An 18,240-nucleotide genomic window follows, 5' to 3' on the forward strand; every position below is an offset into this window, starting at 1 on the left:
AAGAGATATGGGTGTGGCAGTAGGCGTCAGGCTAAAAGGCTGTTACGACATATTTTTGCATGGGAGATTTTAGAGGAGGAGCGATTTGAATGTTCAAACCGTTTTTGACTTCGGAAGCCGCCGATTGACCCATTGCGAGTGCGCGAGCGGGACGCTGGGCTAGCCAGCCGCTCGCGTCTGACAAAGTGCGCCGTTTTATGACCTTCAGATTCTGGGTTCCAACCGAACGTTGACTCTATGAAAGGCCGATTCCTACTAGCATCGCAGCGCTCGAAGAAAAGATGTAAACAGGTGGGGGAATATCAACATTCAGGTTTTTGATGCGCCGAAATTTAGATGTTTTGTTCCGTGGGAACTCTAACCACTCACGACCAAAGGTCCACCTTTTGTGAAGCATTCGACGGAAATTAGATGAATTCCGTCCCGAGGCGACTAGAAGTCCACGTTTTGTGTCTTTTTTGGATTTTTAATGCAAAAAAATAGGCAAATAGTCCAGGATTTATGTCGGTGCGGGTTATTGATGATCCGGTAGCGCCTGAGAATGAGCAACACCCGATTCGAATGGAGTTACCGCAATGCCCAAGTCAACCGTTGCAGCGCTGCAAATCGGCGCTCTACCCGGCGGCAAGGCCGAGACCCTGGAGCAGATCCTCTCGTACGAAAACGCCATCCTTGAAGCCGGTGCGGCGTTGGTGGTCATGCCCGAAGCGTTGCTGGGTGGCTACCCGAAGGGCGAGGGATTCGGCACGCAACTGGGTTACCGGCTGCCGGAAGGCCGGGAAGCATTTGCCCGATATTTCGCCAACGCCATCGATGTGCCCGGCGCGGAAACCGAAGCGCTGGCCGGTCTGTCGGCGCGCACCGGGGCCAATCTGGTCATCGGTGTCATCGAGCGCGCCGGCAGCACCTTGTACTGCACCGCGCTGTACTTCGATCCGCAGGCTGGACTGGTCGCCAAACACCGAAAGCTGATGCCCACGGGCACCGAACGGCTGATCTGGGGCAAGGGTGATGGCTCGACCTTGCCGGTGATCGACAGTCAGGCAGGGCGAATCGGCGCGGTGGTGTGCTGGGAAAACATGATGCCGCTGCTGCGCACCGCGATGTACGCCAAGGGCGTGGAGGTGTGGTGCGCACCCACGGTGGACGAGCGGGAGATGTGGCAGGTGAGCATGCGCCACATCGCCCATGAAGGGCGTTGCTTCGTGGTCAGCGCCTGTCAGGTCCAGGACTCACCGCAGGCTCTGGGCGTGGAGATCCCCCACTGGCCGGCGGACCGTCCGTTGATTGCCGGCGGCAGCGTGATCGTCGGGCCGATGGGGGACATACTCGCCGGGCCGCTGCGGGGCGGGCGCGGATTACTCACCGCCCAAATCGACACCGATGACCTGATCCGCGCGCGTTACGACTACGACGTCGTCGGTCATTACGCGCGCCCCGACGTGTTCGAGTTGACTGTGGATGAGCGTGCCAAACCCGGCGTCAGGTTCAACACTTGACCGGCACCTCCGGGTTTTCCATGACCTGGAGGATCGAGGCTTCCGGATCGAAATCGTCTTCTTCCAGCTCGATGAATTCCTCGGGCAGGAAGATGTTCAGCACGATAGCGCACAACGCGCCGACAGTAATCGGCGATTCGAAGATGTTATGCAGTGCCTTGGGTAGCTCGCGCAACACTTGCGGCACGGCCGCCACACCCAGGCCCATGCCGATGGAAATCGCCACGATCAACATGTTGCGTCGATGCAAACCGGCTTCGGCGAGGATCTTGATCCCGGCCACGGCGACGGTGCCGAACATCACCAGCTCAGCACCGCCGAGCACCGGCTTGGGCATCAGCTGCAGCACGGCGCCGATCATCGGGAACAGCCCCAGCAGCACCAACAGGCCGGCAATGAAAAACGCCACGTAGCGGCTGGCTACGCCGGTCAGCTGGATCACCCCGTTGTTCTGCGCGAAGGTCACCATCGGCATGCTGTTGAACACCGCTGCCATGGCTGAGTTGAGGCCGTCGGCGAGCAGCCCGGATTTGATTCGGCGAATGTAGACCGGGCCTTTGACCGGTTGACGGGAAATCATCGAGTTGGCGGTCAGGTCACCGGCCGCTTCCAGCGGCGACACCAGGAAAATTACCGCCACCGGGACAAACGCCACCCAGTCGAAGGCAAAGCCATACTTGAACGGTACCGGCACGCTCATCAGCGGCACGGCCGGCAAGCTGGCGAAATCGACGTGGCCCAGCATCCAGGCGACGGCGTAGCCGAGGGTCAGGCCGATGACAATCGCGCCCAGGCGCAGGAACGGCACGTCCACCCGGTTCAATATCACGATGGTGCCGAGCACCAGGGCTGCCAGGCCCAGGTGACTGGCCGCGCCGAGGTCGGGGGCGCCGAAGCCGCCAGCGATGTCGGTCATGGCGACCTTGATCAACGACAAGCCCATCAGGGTGATGATGGTGCCGGTCACGACCGGGGTGATCAGCATCCGCAGCTTGCCGATGAACTGGCTCAACACCACTTCGATGAAGGCGGCGAAGAAGCACACGCCGAAGATCGTCGAAAGGATTTCATCGGTGCCGCCGCCCCGGGCCTTGACCATGAAACCGGCACTGAGGATGACGCTGATGAACGAGAAACTGGTGCCTTGCAGGCACAACAGGCCCGAGCCCACCGGACCGAAGCGCCGCGCCTGGACGAAAGTGCCCAGGCCCGAGACGAACAGCGCCATGCTGATCAGGTAGGGGATTTCGCTTTGCAAGCCCAGGGCACTGCCCATGATCAGTGTCGGGGTAATGATCCCGACGAAGCTGGCGAGCACGTGCTGCAGCGCGGCGAACACCGTGGCGGTGAGGTGCGGGCGGTCGTCGAGGCCGTAGAGCAGGTCACTGTGGCGCGGGGTTTTTTCAGGGGAAGTCATGGTGGTTTATGTGCCGGGAGGCGGGGCCGGGTCAGAAAATGGAGGCGCAGGATGCCAGAAAGACTTTGAAACAGAAACTCGGGATTGTCCCAATCCCGTAGTGAGGGCATTCATCTGTGGTGGGTGGATTTATTGTGGCGAGGGGATAAATCCCCTCGCCACGGATACATACCCAAGGCACAGAGTGTTCAGGCAAACGCCGCGAGCAGGTCCTCTTCAAACGCCTTCTGCGCATCCCCGGGTACCTGCGCGCGATGGCGAGCAAGGTGAAACGCCACCTCGAAACTCAAGTCATCGCGACGTACTGGATGCAGCAAACCCTTGTCTTCCCAACTGCGGGCGAAATGACTGGGCAGATATCCCACATGCTTGCCAGACAGGATAAAGGCGAGGGTGCCTTCGACCTGCTCGGAGCGCGCCGAGCAGAGCTTGCCTTGAAAGGGTTCGTCGCTGCGCAGGAAGCGGTAGGGGTGATCGACCCGGTCGCATGCCTGGAGCGCCTGGTCATCCGGCGCCTCGTCGGTGAACAAAGGATGGCCAACGGCGCAATACAGGTGCTGGGTTTCGGTAAACAGCTCGCGGTAGTCAAACGCGCTCTGGATCTGCGAGAAATAGCCGATGGCCAGGTCCAGCCGCTGCTGCAACAGCAAGCGCTCCATGTCGCCGGGCATGGCGCTCATCAACTCGATGCGCACCGATTCGTCACGCTCGCGAAAGCGCCGGATCGCTTCGGCCACCCGCTGCAGCACCGATTGGTCGAGCGCTTCGGACAAGCCCAGGCGCACCTCGCCGATCAAGCGCCCGGCCACGCCATTGGATTGGTGACGAAACGCCTCGATGGACTGGAACAGGCTGCGCGTCGCGCTAAGCAATTGTTCGCCTTTGGGCGTGATCCGAAAGCCACCCTTGCCACGGCTGCACAAGCGATAGCCGAGACGGGTCTCCAGCCTGGCCATTTGCTGGCTGATGCTCGACTGGCTCAGGCCCAGTTCACCCTGGGCTGCGCTGAAGCCACCGCACTCGACCACGCTGACAAACAGGCGCAGCAATTGAAGGTCCAGGTCATGCAGTTGACCGAGCATTAAACATTACTCCGGGATAATGTCAGGTTAACAATCTTTATATTTTACCAATGTAATCGACGACGCATCCTGCATCCACTTCCCCCGGTCAGGTGTTGGTCATGAATTGCCTATTCAAGCTGTGTGTTCCCGCGCTGTTCATTGCCATGGCCACTGCGGCACAGGCCGAAGACAGAGTCGTCAATCTGTACAGTTGGGCCGATTACGTCGCGCCCGAAACCCTGCAGCGCTTTGAACAGGAAACCGGTATTCACGTGCGCTACGACACGTTTGATGCGCCGGAAGTGCTGGAAACCAAATTGCTCACCGGCGGCAGTGGCTATGACGTGGTGGTGCCGTCGTCCAGTGTCCTGGCCCGTGGCCTGGCGGCCGGTGCGTTGCAAGCCATTGCCCACGAAGGCTTGAAGGGCTACGCCAATCTGGACCCGGACTTGCTGGAGAAACTCGCCGCGGTCGATCCCGGCAATCAATTCGGCGTGCCTTACACCTGGGGCACGCTGGGGTTGGGGATGAATATCGTGGCGCTGCACAAACGCCTGCCGAACGTGCCGCTCAACAGCCTGGACCTGTTGTTCAAACCCGAGTACGCCAGCAAGCTCAAGGACTGCGGCATTGCGATCATCGACTCGCCGCAGGAAGTGATCGGCCTGGCATTGCATTACCTGGGCAAGGACCCCTACAGCACCGACAAGACAGATCTCGACGCGGCGCAAGCGCTGCTGCATCAACTACAGCCATCGGTGCTGTATGTCGCCAGCGGCCGGCAGATCAACGACCTGGCCAACGGCAGCGTCTGCCTGGCCCTGGCTTACAACGGTGACGCCAGCATGGCTGCCGATCAGGCGCGCAAGGCCAGCAAACCCTATGAAATCGCCTACCGGATTCCCAAGGAAGGCACCCTGGTTTGGCAGGACAACCTGGCGATCCCCAAGGACGCGCCACACCCGGAAGCCGCGCGCCAATTCATCGAATTCATGCTGCGCCCCGAGTCCGTCGCCGCGCTCACCAACACGCTGTTCTTCGCCACCGCCAACCGGGCCGCGACGCCGCTGGTCGACGAGGCGGTGCGCAGCGACCCGGACATATTTCCACCCGCCGACATCCGTCAGCGCCTGTACGCCGACCGCAGCATGAGCCTCAAGGACATGCGCCAGCGTACCCGCGTGTGGACCACTTTCCGTAGCCGCCAATAACAAGGATCCTTCAATGGACGTCCCCCTGCAGAACGATCAGGCCATCACCCGTGACAGCCTTTATGGAACCGCCGCCGAAAGCACCTACGCTGGCATCACCAGTTTCATGCGCCGACGCTACAGCCGCGACTTGCGCGGAGTCGACGTCGCGGTCAGCGGCGTGCCGTTCGACACCGCGACCAGCAACCGCCCCGGCGCCCGCTTCGGACCCCGCGGAATCCGCGCCGCGTCCACCGGGATTGCCTGGGAGCGCCACTGGCCGTGGACCTTCGACCCATTCGATCATCTGGCGGTGGTCGACTTCGGTGACTGCGACTTCGACTACGGTTCGCCGCAGTCGACCCCCGAACGTATCGAAGCCCACGCCGAGTACATCCTCGATGCGGGCAGTGCGATGCTGACTTTCGGCGGCGACCATTTCATCACCTATCCGCTGCTCAAGGCCCATGCGCGCAAGCATGGCGCTCTGTCGCTGATTCACTTCGACGCTCACAGCGATACCTGGCCGGACGAAGAGGGCAAGCGCATCGACCACGGCACCATGTTCTGGCATGCGGCCAGGGAAGGGCTGGTCGATCCGTCACGTTCGGTGCAGATCGGCTTGCGCACCACCAACGACGATCCCCAGGGGTTTGCGGTGCTGGATGCGCGGCAGGTGCACCGGCGTGGCGTCGATGCGATCGTCAAAGCCATTCGTGCAAGGGTCGGTGACAACCCGGTGTACCTGACGTTCGACATCGACTGTCTCGATCCGGCGTTCGCACCCGGCACCGGCACCCCGGTGTGTGGCGGCTTGAGCACCGTGCAGGCGCTGGAAATCCTCGGCGGCTTGCGCGGGATCAACCTGGTGGGCATGGATGTGGTGGAGGTGGCGCCGGCCTATGACAATGCGGACATCACCTCATTGGCGGCGGCGACGCTGGCGATGGAGATGCTGTGCCTGTATGCGGCGAAACATAAAGTCGACCGATAACGCCCACCCCCTGCAGGAGCAAGCCTGCTCGCGATAGAGGCCAACGATGACGCGGAAACCTGACGCCCCGCCGTGCCCTCCGTTTTTTTCGCGAGCAGGCTCGCTCCTGCAGTTGATCGGGGGCCGGCCTCCGGGATTTTGCATAGATCCAGGGATACGCCACTGCTGAAGCCGTGAACGTCCTTGACCACACACATGGGAACGGACAGAAATTTTACAGAAGAGGTGGTCGACGGGTGGCATACTGCCGCGCATGAAAGTCGACTCTCCCCTCAGTGCCTGGCAGCACGCGATCGAACAGAAGGGTTTCGTCCAGGACGAAGCCCAGGAACATGCCGTCTGGGCCCTGCAAAAGTGCCATGAAGCGCTCCATGAAGGCCGCAGGCCGATGATGGGCGTGTACCTCTGGGGCCCGGTCGGGCGTGGCAAGACCTGGTTGATGGACCAGTTCTACCAGACCCTGCGGGTGCCGGCCCGGCGTCAGCATTTTCACCATTTCATGGGTTGGGTGCACCAGCGTTCATTCCAGCTGACCGGTACCGCCGACCCATTGAAGGCCCTGGCCCGCGAACTCAGCGAAGAAGTGCGCGTACTGTGTTTTGACGAGTTATTCGTCAATGACATCGGCGACGCGATCATCCTCGGGCGCCTGTTCCAGGTGATGTTTGAACAGGGCGTGGTGGTGGTCTGCACCTCCAACCTGCCACCGGACCAGTTGTACGCCGACGGTTTCAACCGCGATCGCTTCACGCCGGCCATCGCCGCGATCAAGCAGCACATGCAAGTGATCGCGGTGGACGGCGGCGAAGACCATCGCCTGCATCCGGGGCAGGGCTTGCAACGTTACTGGGTGGCGGCCCCCGGACAGCCCAGTGCATTGGCAGACGTATTCAAGGTGCTGACCCTGGGCCAAGCGGTTTCGAGCGCGCCGATCAAGGTCGGCTACCGTTCGCTGGAAGTGGTGCAGGCCAGCCAGAGCGTGCTTTGGTGCCGTTATGCCGACCTCTGCGAGCAGCCCTTTGCCGCGATGGATTTCATGACCCTGTGCGACACCTTCAGCGCTATTCTTCTAGGTGACGTGCCCAACCTCAGCGCGCAAAAGCGCGCCGGGCGCATTGCCCGGGGCACTGAGGACGGGGTCGAGCGCGTGGTGGCAGGCGACCGAGAATTGCCGCAGTTGTCGGTGCATGACGATGGTGTACGGCGTTTCATCGCGCTGGTGGACGAGTGTTACGACCGTAAAGTGCCGCTGTACCTCGAAGCCCAGGTGCCCATGGACGCGCTTTACACTGAGGGCTACCTGGAATTTCCCTTCCGCCGCACCCTCAGTCGCCTGCAGGAAATGCAGCTGCAACGTTTTGCCGAGGCGTGAATTCCAGGAGGCGTGAACATGAATCAACCTCTGTCCCACCATTTGTTGACCATGGCCTATCAGAATGCCTGGGCCAATCACCGGCTGGCCAAGGCCTGGTGTCAGTTGAGCCAGGAGGCGTTGACGGCCCCCCGGGTCAGCTTCTTTCCCAGTCTCAGCGCAACCCTCAACCACATCCTGACCTGCGATTGGTTCTATGTGGATGCCCTTGAGCGCGAGTTGCGCGGTGACGACCCCCATCCTGATTGCTACGTGTTCTTCAAGGACGACGTGCCCTTTACCCAGGCCGGCGACCTCAAGCGCGAACAGGCGCAGGTCGACCGGCGATTGATCGCCTACTGCGAACAAATGCGCGACGCCGACCTCGGCAAGATCGTGACCATCGCCCGGGACACACCGCAATACGACAGCCGCCTGCGCCTGCTGTCGCATCTTTTCGAGCATCAGATTCATCATCGCGGGCAGGTGCACGCGATGCTCAGTGGGACTTCGGTCGAGCCGCCGCAGCTGGACGAGTTTTTCTGCGCCGGCGAGTCGCACCTGCGGGCTGAGGATTTTGCCGAGCTGGGATGGACCGAAGCGCTGATCTGGGGGCATTGAGATCAAAAGATTGCAACACGCAGGACGCTCAGGATAGGGTCGTAGTCCGATGCTTACGTATCGGGACTACTTCATGTGATCGAGGATGGAAATGGATTCCGCAGAAATTCTTGTACTTCAAGCCAGTTATACCAATCCGGTACATGCCGAGGCGATATGCCTGGTATTGAACAGCTACGCCGAAGATCCAATGGGGGGTGGTCACTCCCTGCCCGCCACCGTACTGGAACATCTGCCGGCTGAATTGGCCAAGCGCCCCCATGCGTTCAGCGTGCTGGCCTTCGTGGGCGGCGAGCCGGCCGGGTTGATCAATTGCTTTGAAGGGTTTTCGACCTTTGCCTGTCGGCCATTGGTCAACGTGCACGACGTGGCGGTGGTGCCGAAGTTTCGCGGCTTGGGTCTGAGCCAGCGGATGCTGCACAAGGTCGAGGACATCGCCCGCCAGCGCGGCTGCTGCAAAATCACCCTTGAGGTGCTGGAAGGCAATGGGCCGGCGCAGGGTTCCTACACCAAGTTCGGCTTCGCCCCGGGAGAGTTTGATCCGGCGCACGGGCGCATGATGTTCTGGATCAAGCCGCTTTAATCCCCCTGTGTAGGAGCGAGCATGCTCGCGATGGACTCAAGGACAACGAGGGGTATTTGGTGCCCCGCGTCATCGTTGACCACCATCGCGAGCATGCTCGCTCCTACAGAAAGACAGACAGGCAGAAGTCGATTATTTCGGCCTATAGGACTCGGTCATTTGCGCAGTTTGATCGTCCGGCACTCGCAGTTCCTTCGCCTGGCCTGGCGTGATGTTGCCCAGCGCCACCTGCTGGTTGTAGTGCAAGGTCTCGTAGTAGTAGCGCATGCGTTCGGCGCCGCCTTCGGCAAAGGCGCTGGCGGAGCCTAACGTCATCAGGACTGCGAGGATCAACGTGGATCTTTTCATGGTGTGCCTCCCACTTACAGATGTCGGATGCCTTTCGTCCATGAGTCAATGAATCAAAGTCGAACGCTCATTATCCGCCGATTCCGTTAAATGGGAATTAACATCGCCTAGAGTGTCCAGTCCAGGCTCAGGGTCACCGTGCGCGGATCGCCCCAATACACACCGTTATAAAACCCGACGTTGTCGTAGTACTTCTTGTCGAACAGGTTGTTGACGTTCAACGAGGCCGACAGGTGCCGGTCGAATGCGTAGCGCGACATCAGGTTGACCACGGTGTAGGCCTCCTGCTGGATGTTCATGCGCTCGGTGATGATGCTGTTGTCAAAGACGAAGGAGGGTGGAGGGATTTAGAGGTAAACGAGAATTAGTATTATTTTCGTGTTGTTGGGTATGCATAAACCTCCCTGTAGGAGCGAGCATGCTCGCTCCTACAGGTACAGGTACAGGTACAGGTACAGGTACAGGTTATTGCTGCGCAACTGCCGCCTTGGGCTTGATCAGGCTGAAATCGATCAATGGCCGCTGTTGCTGCTCGTAAGGATTGCCGATCAGCAAGGGGCGCGCCTTGAAGCTGTCGCTGACCACGCTCTTGCTGCGATCGAGTTCATCGAAACTCAACCCCGCCAGGTCTGCCCAGGTATGGATCAGGTGCGAGCTGCTGTACGGACGCCCCAGGTCAGCGGCAAAGTTCCAGTCGTGGGTTTCGCGCCATCTTGGCGAGGCCCAGGCCATGAACGGGATGGTGTACATCGGCGCCGTCGGCTTGCTCTCGTTGCGCCCGAGGGTGCCATGGCCAGGGGAGTCGAACACGTCTTCACCGTGGTCGGAGAGGTAGAGCAGGAAGCCGTTCGGGTCAGACTTGGCGAAGTCCTTGATCAGGCTCGACACCACGAAGTCGTTGTACCGCACGGCGTTGTCGTAGCTGTTATAGGTGGGCAGTTGATCGTCCCGCACGCCGGCCGGAACACCGTTGCGATCCTTGAACGTGTCGAAGGTCGCAGGGTAGCGGTACTGATAGCTCATGTGCGTGCCAAGCAAATGCACCACGATCAGCTTGCGCGGTGCCGCGTCGGCCAGGGCTTTGTTGAACGGCTCGATCACGTCGCCATCGTACTGGGCGGCATTCTGGTTGCGATTGTTGTTCAGGTACACCTGTTCGTCGGCCTGCTCGGAGAAGGTCGTGAGCATGGTGTTGCGCTTGGTCATGGTCTGCTGGTTGGTGATCCAGAACGTCTTGTAGCCAGCCTGTTTCATCATGGCGACCAATGACGGCGTGGACAGGTACAGCTCAGGGTTTTCTTCGTCAGCGAAAGTCAGAACCTGCTGCAACGCCTCGATGGTGTAGGGGCGCGGCGTGATGACGTTATCGAAGACCGCCAGTTGGTCCTTGAGCTTGTCCAGTTCCGGAGTGGTTTGCCGAGGGTAGCCGTACAGGCTCATGCGTTGACGGTTGGTGGATTCGCCAATCACCAACACGAGGGTGGCGGGCTGGTTGGCCGTGGAATCCTTGAAGTTGTGCAGTGGCGCGGCCTTGCTCGCGCTGTGCAGCATCTGCTGCATGCTGGCCAGGGTATCGAGGTAGCGGTGATAGGCCACGGCCATCTGCCATGGCACAGCCGGCTCGACGCGGGTTTCGAACTTCTCGAAGCCCTCGGCGAAGCTGCCGGTACGCATCGTTTGCTTGACCAGTGGATAACCGACCACGCCGACCAGTATGGCGGTAGCCACCACCAGGGCCTTGGCGCGAGGCAGGTACACCGGGCGCAGGCGTGTCCACAGGAAATAGCCGACCGCGGTGTGCGCGAGGAAGGCTGGAACCATCCACCAGGCAAAATACTGGGTCATGTACTCGCCAGCTTCGGACACGTTCGACTCGAACATGATGAAGATGACGCTTTGGGAGAATTCCTGCTGATAGATGAAGAAGTAACCGAGGCTGGCCATCGAGCACGCCCACAACACCACGCCGATGACCGCGGCCATCACTCGGGTTTGCCTTGGGAACAACAGCATCGGCGCCAACCAGATGGCACTCATCACGAACGCCTGGCGAAACCCGGTGAAACCGGAGGTGCCGGTCAGCTGGATCAACAGTTGGGTGATGCCGGAAAAATACCAGAAGAACAGGAACAGCCAGAGAAACCCTGCCCAATCGAAACCTTCCGCAGACGAATCGCTGCGTTTAAACCAAGTCATTCAACGCTCCAGCCAGTAGTCACTCGTACCGCCAGGCCACGCAAGCACCGAGAACGGCGGGCGCGCACAGGCCAGGCGGCGCACAATGCGCCGGAGTATCAACAGGCGAATGTGAAAATTTCGTGAGTTATTGCAGTCAAAGGGGATGCGGCGCGCCGGAAGCAGTGCGGTACTACTTCCGACAAAGGCGAGGAGATCAGGCGTGGGGTGCCCGCTGGGGCAATGGCATGGGCTGTTGGCCCTGGATCAGCAAGCGCAGTTGCGCCAGCTCCTGTTTCAACTGGTCACGCTCGTCTTTCAACTGACGCAATTCATCGCGACGGATAGTGACGTAAAGGGTTTGTGCTGGCAGTGCGGTGTGTACTGTGCCCATTGCTCACCTCGCAAATGGCGTGTTTCAACTGTAGGTTGGCCCTCGAAATCGGTGGCTCATCTACTATCGGCGCCAATTTTGATTTCTTTTGCCCCTGAAGGGAACTTTTTTATTTTTCATGGTCGTTGTGTCTTCGGCACGATTCCCGACGTTATCCATCAGGATCGGGCACAATGCCCGGAAACTTCATGCCAACGCTCTGGACTAACCTCATGAGTCGCGTTGGGCTATAACCTTTGACACACTTTTATTTGTAGTAGGGAGCATCAGCACATGCAACTCGGGATTATTGGACTGGGCCGCATGGGCGGCAATATTGCGCGGCGCCTGATGCTCAACGGACATACCACCGTTGTGTACGACCGCAATACCGCCTTCGTCGATACCTTGAGCAGCGAAGGCGCCACCGGCGTCGCCGATTTGCCGGCCCTGGTCGCTGGCCTGGCCAAACCACGAGCGGTGTGGGTCATGTTGCCGGCAGGCGCACCGACCGAAGACACCATCGACACCCTGAGCACCTTGCTCGAAGCCGGCGATACCATCATCGACGGTGGCAACACCTTCTATAAGGACGACATCCGCCGGGCCAAGACCCTTTCGGAAAAAGGCCTGCACTATATCGACGTCGGCACCTCCGGCGGTGTCTGGGGCCTGGAGCGCGGGTATTGCATGATGATCGGTGGCGACACGCAGACCGTTAGGCGTCTTGATCCGCTGTTCGACAGCCTCGCCCCAGGCATGGGCGATATCCCGCGCACCAAGGACCGCAAGTCCGATGACGATCGCGCCGAGCGCGGCTATATCCACGCCGGTCCCGCCGGTGCCGGGCATTTCGTCAAGATGATCCACAACGGCATCGAATACGGCATGATGCAGGCCTTCGCCGAAGGTTTCGACATCCTCAAGACCAAGTCCAGCACCAAGCTGCCGGAAGACCAGCGTTTTGACCTGAACGTCGCCGACATCGCCGAAGTCTGGCGTCGGGGCAGCGTGGTGTCGTCCTGGCTGCTGGACTTGACGGCCGACGCGCTGGCCAGCGATCCGAAACTCGACGGCTTCTCGGGTTCCGTGGCTGACAGCGGCGAAGGTCAATGGACCATCGAGGCCGCCATGGAGCAGGCCGTGCCTGTACCGGTGCTGTCGAACTCGCTGTTCGCCCGCTACCGCTCCCGTGGCCAGGGCACTTTTGGCGACAAGATTCTCTCGGCCCAGCGCTTCGGCTTCGGCGGCCACGTGGAGACCGCGAAAAAATGACCCATGGGATCCGCAGGAAATCCAAGACTGAACCCGCGCCACCCACCACGCTGTTCCTGTTCGGCGCCCACGGTGATCTGGTCAAGCGCCTGCTGATGCCGGCGCTGTACAACCTCAAGCGCGACGGTTTACTCGGGGATGGCTTGCGGATCGTCGGCGTTGACCATAACGCCATCAGCGATGAAGGCTTCGCGCAAAAGCTCGAGGACTTCATTCGCAATGAGGTGGCCGGCAAAATCGGCAAGGGCGATCAGGCCCTTGACCCGGCTGTGTGGGCCAATCTCGCCAAAGGCATCAGCTACGTCCAGGGCGATTTCCTGGACGACGGCACTTATCAAGCGCTGGCGGCAAAAATCGCCGCCAGCGGCACTGGCAACGCGGTGTTCTACCTGGCCACCGCGCCACGCTTTTTCAGTGAAGTGGTGCGCCGCCTCGGCGCGTCCGGCTTGCTGCAGGAAAGCCCCGAGGCGTTTCGCAGGGTGGTGATCGAAAAGCCTTTCGGTTCCGACCTGCAGACCGCCGAGGCCCTGAACGCCTGCCTGCTCAAGGTCATGTCGGAAAAGCAGATCTACCGAATCGATCATTACCTGGGCAAGGAGACCGTGCAGAACATCCTGGTCAGCCGGTTCTCCAACAGCCTGTTTGAGGCGTTCTGGAACAACCATTACATCGACCACGTGCAAATCACCGCCGCCGAAACCGTCGGCGTTGAAACCCGTGGCAGTTTCTACGAAAACACCGGCGCCCTGCGGGACATGGTGCCCAATCACCTGTTCCAGTTGTTGGCGATGGTGGCCATGGAGCCACCGGCCGCGTTTGGCGCCGATGCGGTTCGCGGTGAGAAAGCCAAGGTGGTCGGCGCGATTCGTCCCTGGTCGGTGGACGAGGCCCGTGCCAATTCGGTGCGCGGCCAGTACACCGCTGGCGAAGTCGATGGTCAGCCACTGCGCGGTTATCGCCAGGAAGACAAGGTAGCGCCCGACAGCAACACCGAAACCTATGTCGCCCTGAAAGTCATGATCGATAACTGGCGCTGGGTTGGCGTGCCTTTCTACCTGCGTACCGGCAAGCGCATGAGCGTGCGCGACACCGAAATCGTCATCTGCTTCAAACCTGCGCCTTATGCGCAGTTCCGCGATACCGAAGTCGATGAGCTGGCACCCACCTACCTGCGCATCCAGATTCAACCCAACGAAGGCATGTGGTTCGACCTACTGGCCAAGCGCCCCGGCCAGACCCTGAAGATGGACAACATCGAACTGGGGTTTGCCTACAAGGATTTCTTCGAAATGCAGCCGTCCACCGGCTACGAAACCTTGATCTACGATTGCCTGACCGGCGATCAGACCCTGTTCCAGCGCGCCGACAACATCGAGAACGGCTGGCGTGCGGTGCAGCCTTTCCTGGACGCCTGGCAGCAGGATGCCAGTGTGCAGGGCTATGCCGCAGGTGAAAACGGACCGCAAGCCGCCGAAGAACTGCTGGCTCGCGATGGCCGCGTCTGGCACGGCCTCGGATGAGTGACGAGTCGCAACAACCCATCCGCTTGCTGCTCAGTGACATGGACGGCACGTTATTGTTGCCCGATCACAGTCTCAGCCAACGCACCATCGACGCGGTCCGTTCGTTGCGTGAAGCCGGAGTGTCGTTCAGCCTGGCCACGGGGCGTCCACCCAGGGCCATGTTGCAAACGATCGAGGCCTTGGGCGTTGACCTGCCCACGGCAGCCTTCAACGGCGGCACCGTCGTTCATCCCGATGGCAGTTTGCTCGTCGCGCATTATTTGCCGGCCACGGCAGCATTGATGACCCTGGCGCTGTTCGCCGATCAACCGGAGATCGAAGTCTGGGTGTTCAGTTGCGGCGACTGGCTGGTGAAAGACGCGACCGGCCCCTTGGTGCCGCGCGAACAACACGGGCTGGGATATCCGCCAGTGGTGGTCGAAAGCTACGAACCGTACCTGGCCCGCATCGACAAGATCGTCGCCGCCAGCAGCAACACGCAGTTGCTGGTTGAGCTGGAGGCCCGGTTGCTGGCGAAAGTTGAAGGCCAGGCCCAAGTCTCGCGTTCACAGCCGGTGTATCTGGACGTAACTGCGATGCAGGCCAACAAGGGGCAGGCGCTGGCGACGCTGGCCGAGTTTCTCGGTGTGCCGCTGGCACAGACAGCGGCCATGGGCGATGGCGGCAACGACCCGGCGATGTTTCATGTGGCCGGGTTGTCGATCGCCATGGGCCAGGCGGAGGACGAAGTCAAACGCCAGGCCGATGTGGTGACGGGGACCAACACCGAGGACGGGGCGGCCCAGGCCATCGAGCGCTACATCCTCCCTCGATAGCCACACAATCCAAATGTGGGAGCGGGCTTGCTCGCGAAGGCGGTGTGTCATTCAACATTAATGTTGCCTGGCACGGCCCCTTCGCGAGCAAGCCCGCTCCCGCATTTGTTAGGTGTTACAACCAGAAACTCACGGCATACCAACCCAGAATCCCCATCACCACGGTATACGGCAACGCCATCCACACCATTCGTCCATACGACAGGCGAATCAGCGGTGCAATCGCCGAGGTCAGCAGGAACAGGAAGGCCGCCTGGCCATTGGGCGTCGCTACGCTGGGCAGGTTGGTGCCTGTGTTGATGGCAATCGCCAGCGTCTCGAAATGCTCGCGGCTCATGTGCCCGGAGAGGAAGGCCTGTTTTACTTCGGTGATGTAGATGGTGGCCACGAACACGTTGTCGCTGATGGCCGAGAGCAAGCCGTTGGCGATGTACAGCATGCCCGGTTGTTGGTCCGCGGGCAGGGCCAGCACCCAATGGATCAATGGCGTGAACAACTGTTGATCGTGGATCACCGCCACCACGGCGAAAAACACCACCAGCAACGCGGTGAAGGGCATGGCGTCCTTGAATGCGTTACCCAGGCGGTGCTCGTCGGTGATGCCGGTGAACGCGGTGATCAGCACGATCACCATCAGCCCGATCAGGCCCACTTCCGCCACATGAAAGGCCAGCCCGGCAATCAGGATCAAGGCCGCCGCACCTTGCACGAGCAACGCAGCACGCTGGCGGGAAGTGCGCTCGGAATTGTCCTGGGCGGCGTAGTTGGCCAGCACGGTGCGAACGTTGTCCGGCAGCAACGTGCCATAGCCAAACCAGCGCAGCTTTTCCAGCAGGACACAGGTGACCAGGCCTGCGACCAGCACAGGCAAGGACACCGGCGCGACCTGCAGGAAAAATTCGGCGAAGTGCCAGCCCATTTCATGGCCAATCAGCAGGTTCTGCGGTTCGCCCACCAGCGTGCACACACCACCGAGCGCTGTGCCCACGGCGCCGTGCATCAGCAGGCTGCGCAAAAACGCGCGGAATTGCTCAAGGTCGGCGTGATGCAGGGTGGGCAGGTGCTGGTCATCGCTGTACTCGCTGTCCTGGCGCGGATCGCTGCCCGAGGCGACGCGGTGGTACACCGAGTAAAACCCGACGGCGGCACTGATGATTACTGCGGTTACGGTCAGGGCATCGAGAAACGCCGACAGGAACGCCGACAAAAAGCAGAACATCAGCGCCAGCAGGGCCTTGCTGCGTACCCCTAATAGCAGGCGCGAGAACAGGAACAGCAGGAGGTCTTTCATGAAGTAGATACCGGCGACCATGAACATCAGCAGCAGGATCACCGGGAAGTTGTGCAGCAACTCGTCATAGAGCGCCTGGGGCGTGGTCATTTTCAACAACAGTGCTTCGACCAACAGCAGGCCGCCGGGCATCAGCGGATAACATTTGAGGGCCATGGCCAGCGTAAAAATGAACTCCAGCACCAGCAACCAGCCAGCCACCACCGGGCCTGCGGTCCATAACGTCACGGCGTTGAGAAGCAGGAAACCGACAATGCAGGCCTTGTACCAGCGCGGTGAGTTGCCGAGAAAATTGTGCGCGAACGCCTGGGCCATCGAGCCGGACATCGGCTACTCCTTGAGTTAAGAAGCGCGCAACTTGCCGTAAGCCGAACAGAAGATCAAGCGTAGGAAAAGTCTATCGAGTTAGCCCAGGTAGCGTGCGACGATTGCCCGATAACTGCCGTCCAGCGAATAGCCACCGACGAGGATGTTGCCATCATCCTGCACCGCGATCGAAGTGGCCGTGTCAAGGCTGCGGCCCAGTCGGGTGCGTACAAATCCGCTGCCGTCGCCAAAGTCGCCATCGAGCTGCCCGCCCGGCAGGTATCGGCCCAATACAAAGTCGGCCTCGACGCCGCCAATGGTGGCACCGGCGGTCAACACGCTGCCGTCCGGCTGTATCTGCGCGGCAGTCCATTGGCAACCGCTGCGACCGACTTCCAGTAATTGCGCCTGACCGCCATTGCAATGATGATCCGGACGTCCATTGGCGTGCATTTTCAGGGCCAGGCAGCGCATGGGTTCGCGGCTGCTGCCAAAACATTGCACGTCGCCGTTGGCCTGCTGGACGATTTGGCTGACTTGGGCACTGTGTCCGCCTGCCATGAAACTCATGAAGCCATCCAGGGCAAAACTGCTGTCCAGGCTGCCATCGGCATGATAGCGGGCCACCAGGCCTTCTTCCGGGAAATTGATCGAGCCACCCACCAGGATGCGACCGTCACCTTGCACCGTCACACTGCTGAGCCAGGTATTCATCAGCAGGTGCCTGACCATCACAAAGCCGCGGCCATTGAAGCTGTTGTCCAGCGCGCCCTCTGCGGTCAGCCGTATCAGCATGGCGGCATGATCGGCGAGTTCGAAGTGATGATTGGCCACCAACAGGATGCGACCGTCGTCCTGCACGTCGACGCCGCAGGCCTCGGCGCCTGGTACGCCCGGAGGTAGCCAGACATCGCGCATGCCTTGGGAAAAGTTGCCTGGCAGCCGCACGACGCAACGGCCATTGTCGCCAAAACGCCGGACCGGTTGGCCCAGCGAGTCAAACAGCGCCAGCGCGGGGAGTGTGCGGTGTTCGCTTTCGTATTGCAGGCCGACGATCAAGATGTGCCCATTGGGCAGCACCTGTACCTTGCCTGCCATGGCCTCGAAGCCCGGTTCGAATTGCCCGATGACGCTGCCTTGTTTGCCGAAAGCCAGGTCCGCTGAACCGTCCCTGAGCAAACGCGCCAGGCCAAAGCGGCTGCCACCCGGCATCGTCACCTTGGCCGCCACCAATAGCCGGCCCTGTGAATCAATCGCGATGTCGTTGGCCAGGCTTGAAGTGCTGCCGAAGAAATACACCTGGGCGGTGCCTTTGGCAGCGAAGGTCGTGTCGAGCTTTCCAGCATCACGGACGGTTGCCGGGAAAGCCAAAACAGACTGGATTGACATGCACGCATCTCCTTGCGAGTCGTCCT

At 60.6% G+C, this 18,240-nt stretch carries 16 protein-coding genes and 1 pseudogene; 9 read left to right on the top strand and 8 right to left on the bottom strand.

Features of this window, described 5'->3' with window-relative positions; translation table 11 throughout:
• The first annotated feature begins 575 nt into the window (after positions 1-575).
• Complete coding sequence (locus tag QLG10_RS02450; RefSeq protein WP_110747572.1) at positions 576-1,499, top strand: carbon-nitrogen hydrolase family protein; 924 nt, start codon at positions 576-578, stop codon at positions 1,497-1,499.
• On the opposite strand, the gene QLG10_RS02455 is transcribed toward QLG10_RS02450, so the two are convergent.
• Positions 1,489-2,916: a nucleobase:cation symporter-2 family protein gene (locus QLG10_RS02455; RefSeq protein WP_110747569.1), complete on the bottom strand. Its 1,428-nt coding sequence runs from the start codon at positions 2,914-2,916 to the stop codon at positions 1,489-1,491. The two genes, QLG10_RS02450 and QLG10_RS02455, sit on opposite strands and share 11 nt — an antisense overlap.
• Before the next feature lie 188 nt (positions 2,917-3,104).
• Positions 3,105-3,998: a LysR family transcriptional regulator gene (locus QLG10_RS02460; protein WP_282485419.1), complete on the bottom strand. Its 894-nt coding sequence runs from the start codon at positions 3,996-3,998 to the stop codon at positions 3,105-3,107.
• Positions 3,999-4,099: 101 nt separating this feature from the next.
• On the opposite strand from QLG10_RS02460, the gene QLG10_RS02465 reads away from it, so the two are divergent.
• The 5 genes from QLG10_RS02465 to QLG10_RS02485 all read left to right on the top strand — a co-directional run bounded on the left by QLG10_RS02465 (position 4,100) and on the right by QLG10_RS02485 (position 8,719).
• Entirely contained in the window at positions 4,100-5,191 is a 1,092-nt protein-coding gene (locus tag QLG10_RS02465; RefSeq protein ID WP_282485420.1) for a polyamine ABC transporter substrate-binding protein, read from the top strand.
• A gap of 13 nt (positions 5,192-5,204) precedes the next feature.
• Positions 5,205-6,164, top strand: a complete 960-nt coding sequence (gene speB, locus QLG10_RS02470; RefSeq protein WP_282485421.1) for an agmatinase — start codon at positions 5,205-5,207, stop codon at positions 6,162-6,164.
• A gap of 253 nt (positions 6,165-6,417) precedes the next feature.
• Positions 6,418-7,536, top strand: coding sequence for a cell division protein ZapE (gene zapE, locus QLG10_RS02475; RefSeq protein ID WP_188264506.1), 1,119 nt, complete (start codon positions 6,418-6,420; stop codon positions 7,534-7,536).
• Positions 7,537-7,554: 18 nt separating this feature from the next.
• The gene (locus QLG10_RS02480) at positions 7,555-8,136 is read left to right on the top strand and encodes a DinB family protein (protein ID WP_110747556.1); all 582 of its coding nucleotides are present in this window, start codon (positions 7,555-7,557) and stop codon (positions 8,134-8,136) included.
• A 91-nt stretch (positions 8,137-8,227) separates the two neighbouring features.
• On the top strand, positions 8,228-8,719 hold the full coding sequence (locus QLG10_RS02485; protein ID WP_248677584.1) for a GNAT family N-acetyltransferase: 492 nt from the start codon (positions 8,228-8,230) through the stop codon (positions 8,717-8,719).
• A 132-nt stretch (positions 8,720-8,851) separates the two neighbouring features.
• Here QLG10_RS02485 and QLG10_RS02490 read toward each other — a convergent pair whose 3' ends face one another.
• The 4 genes and pseudogenes from QLG10_RS02490 to QLG10_RS02505 form a co-directional block, all read right to left on the bottom strand.
• Positions 8,852-9,067: a hypothetical protein gene (locus tag QLG10_RS02490; protein ID WP_020797165.1), complete on the bottom strand. Its 216-nt coding sequence runs from the start codon at positions 9,065-9,067 to the stop codon at positions 8,852-8,854.
• Positions 9,068-9,174: 107 nt separating this feature from the next.
• Positions 9,175-9,381 (bottom strand): annotated as a pseudogene (locus QLG10_RS02495) (hypothetical protein); the annotation flags it as partial.
• Positions 9,382-9,532: 151 nt separating this feature from the next.
• Complete coding sequence (locus QLG10_RS02500) at positions 9,533-11,263, bottom strand: phosphoethanolamine transferase CptA (RefSeq protein WP_282485422.1); 1,731 nt, start codon at positions 11,261-11,263, stop codon at positions 9,533-9,535.
• Positions 11,264-11,459: 196 nt separating this feature from the next.
• The gene (locus QLG10_RS02505) at positions 11,460-11,636 is read right to left on the bottom strand and encodes a DUF6026 family protein (RefSeq protein WP_177411564.1); all 177 of its coding nucleotides are present in this window, start codon (positions 11,634-11,636) and stop codon (positions 11,460-11,462) included.
• 273 nt (positions 11,637-11,909) lie between these two features.
• Between QLG10_RS02505 and gnd the strand changes: the two genes are divergently transcribed.
• From gnd to QLG10_RS02520, 3 genes are read left to right on the top strand one after another with little or no spacing between them, the layout of a single operon-like run.
• Entirely contained in the window at positions 11,910-12,890 is a 981-nt protein-coding gene (gene gnd, locus QLG10_RS02510; RefSeq protein ID WP_110747551.1) for a phosphogluconate dehydrogenase (NAD(+)-dependent, decarboxylating), read from the top strand.
• A complete protein-coding gene (gene zwf / locus QLG10_RS02515) occupies positions 12,887-14,410 on the top strand; it encodes a glucose-6-phosphate dehydrogenase (protein WP_110747549.1) in 1,524 nt (507 codons plus the stop codon). Before gnd ends, zwf begins: the two co-directional genes overlap by 4 nt.
• Positions 14,407-15,228, top strand: coding sequence for an HAD family hydrolase (locus QLG10_RS02520; RefSeq protein WP_188264503.1), 822 nt, complete (start codon positions 14,407-14,409; stop codon positions 15,226-15,228). Before zwf ends, QLG10_RS02520 begins: the two co-directional genes overlap by 4 nt.
• Positions 15,229-15,343: 115 nt before the next feature.
• Here QLG10_RS02520 and nhaB read toward each other — a convergent pair whose 3' ends face one another.
• Together nhaB and QLG10_RS02530 are read right to left on the bottom strand one after the other, a co-directional pair.
• Positions 15,344-16,846, bottom strand: coding sequence for a sodium/proton antiporter NhaB (gene nhaB, locus QLG10_RS02525; protein ID WP_110747540.1), 1,503 nt, complete (start codon positions 16,844-16,846; stop codon positions 15,344-15,346).
• Between the two features lie 78 nt (positions 16,847-16,924).
• A complete protein-coding gene (locus QLG10_RS02530) occupies positions 16,925-18,214 on the bottom strand; it encodes a hypothetical protein (protein WP_188264501.1) in 1,290 nt (429 codons plus the stop codon).
• Between the last annotated feature and the right edge of the window lie 26 nt (positions 18,215-18,240).

Origin of the sequence: Pseudomonas sp. V98_8 (assembly GCF_029967975.1) — a bacterium.
Classification (GTDB): domain Bacteria; phylum Pseudomonadota; class Gammaproteobacteria; order Pseudomonadales; family Pseudomonadaceae; genus Aquipseudomonas; species Aquipseudomonas umsongensis.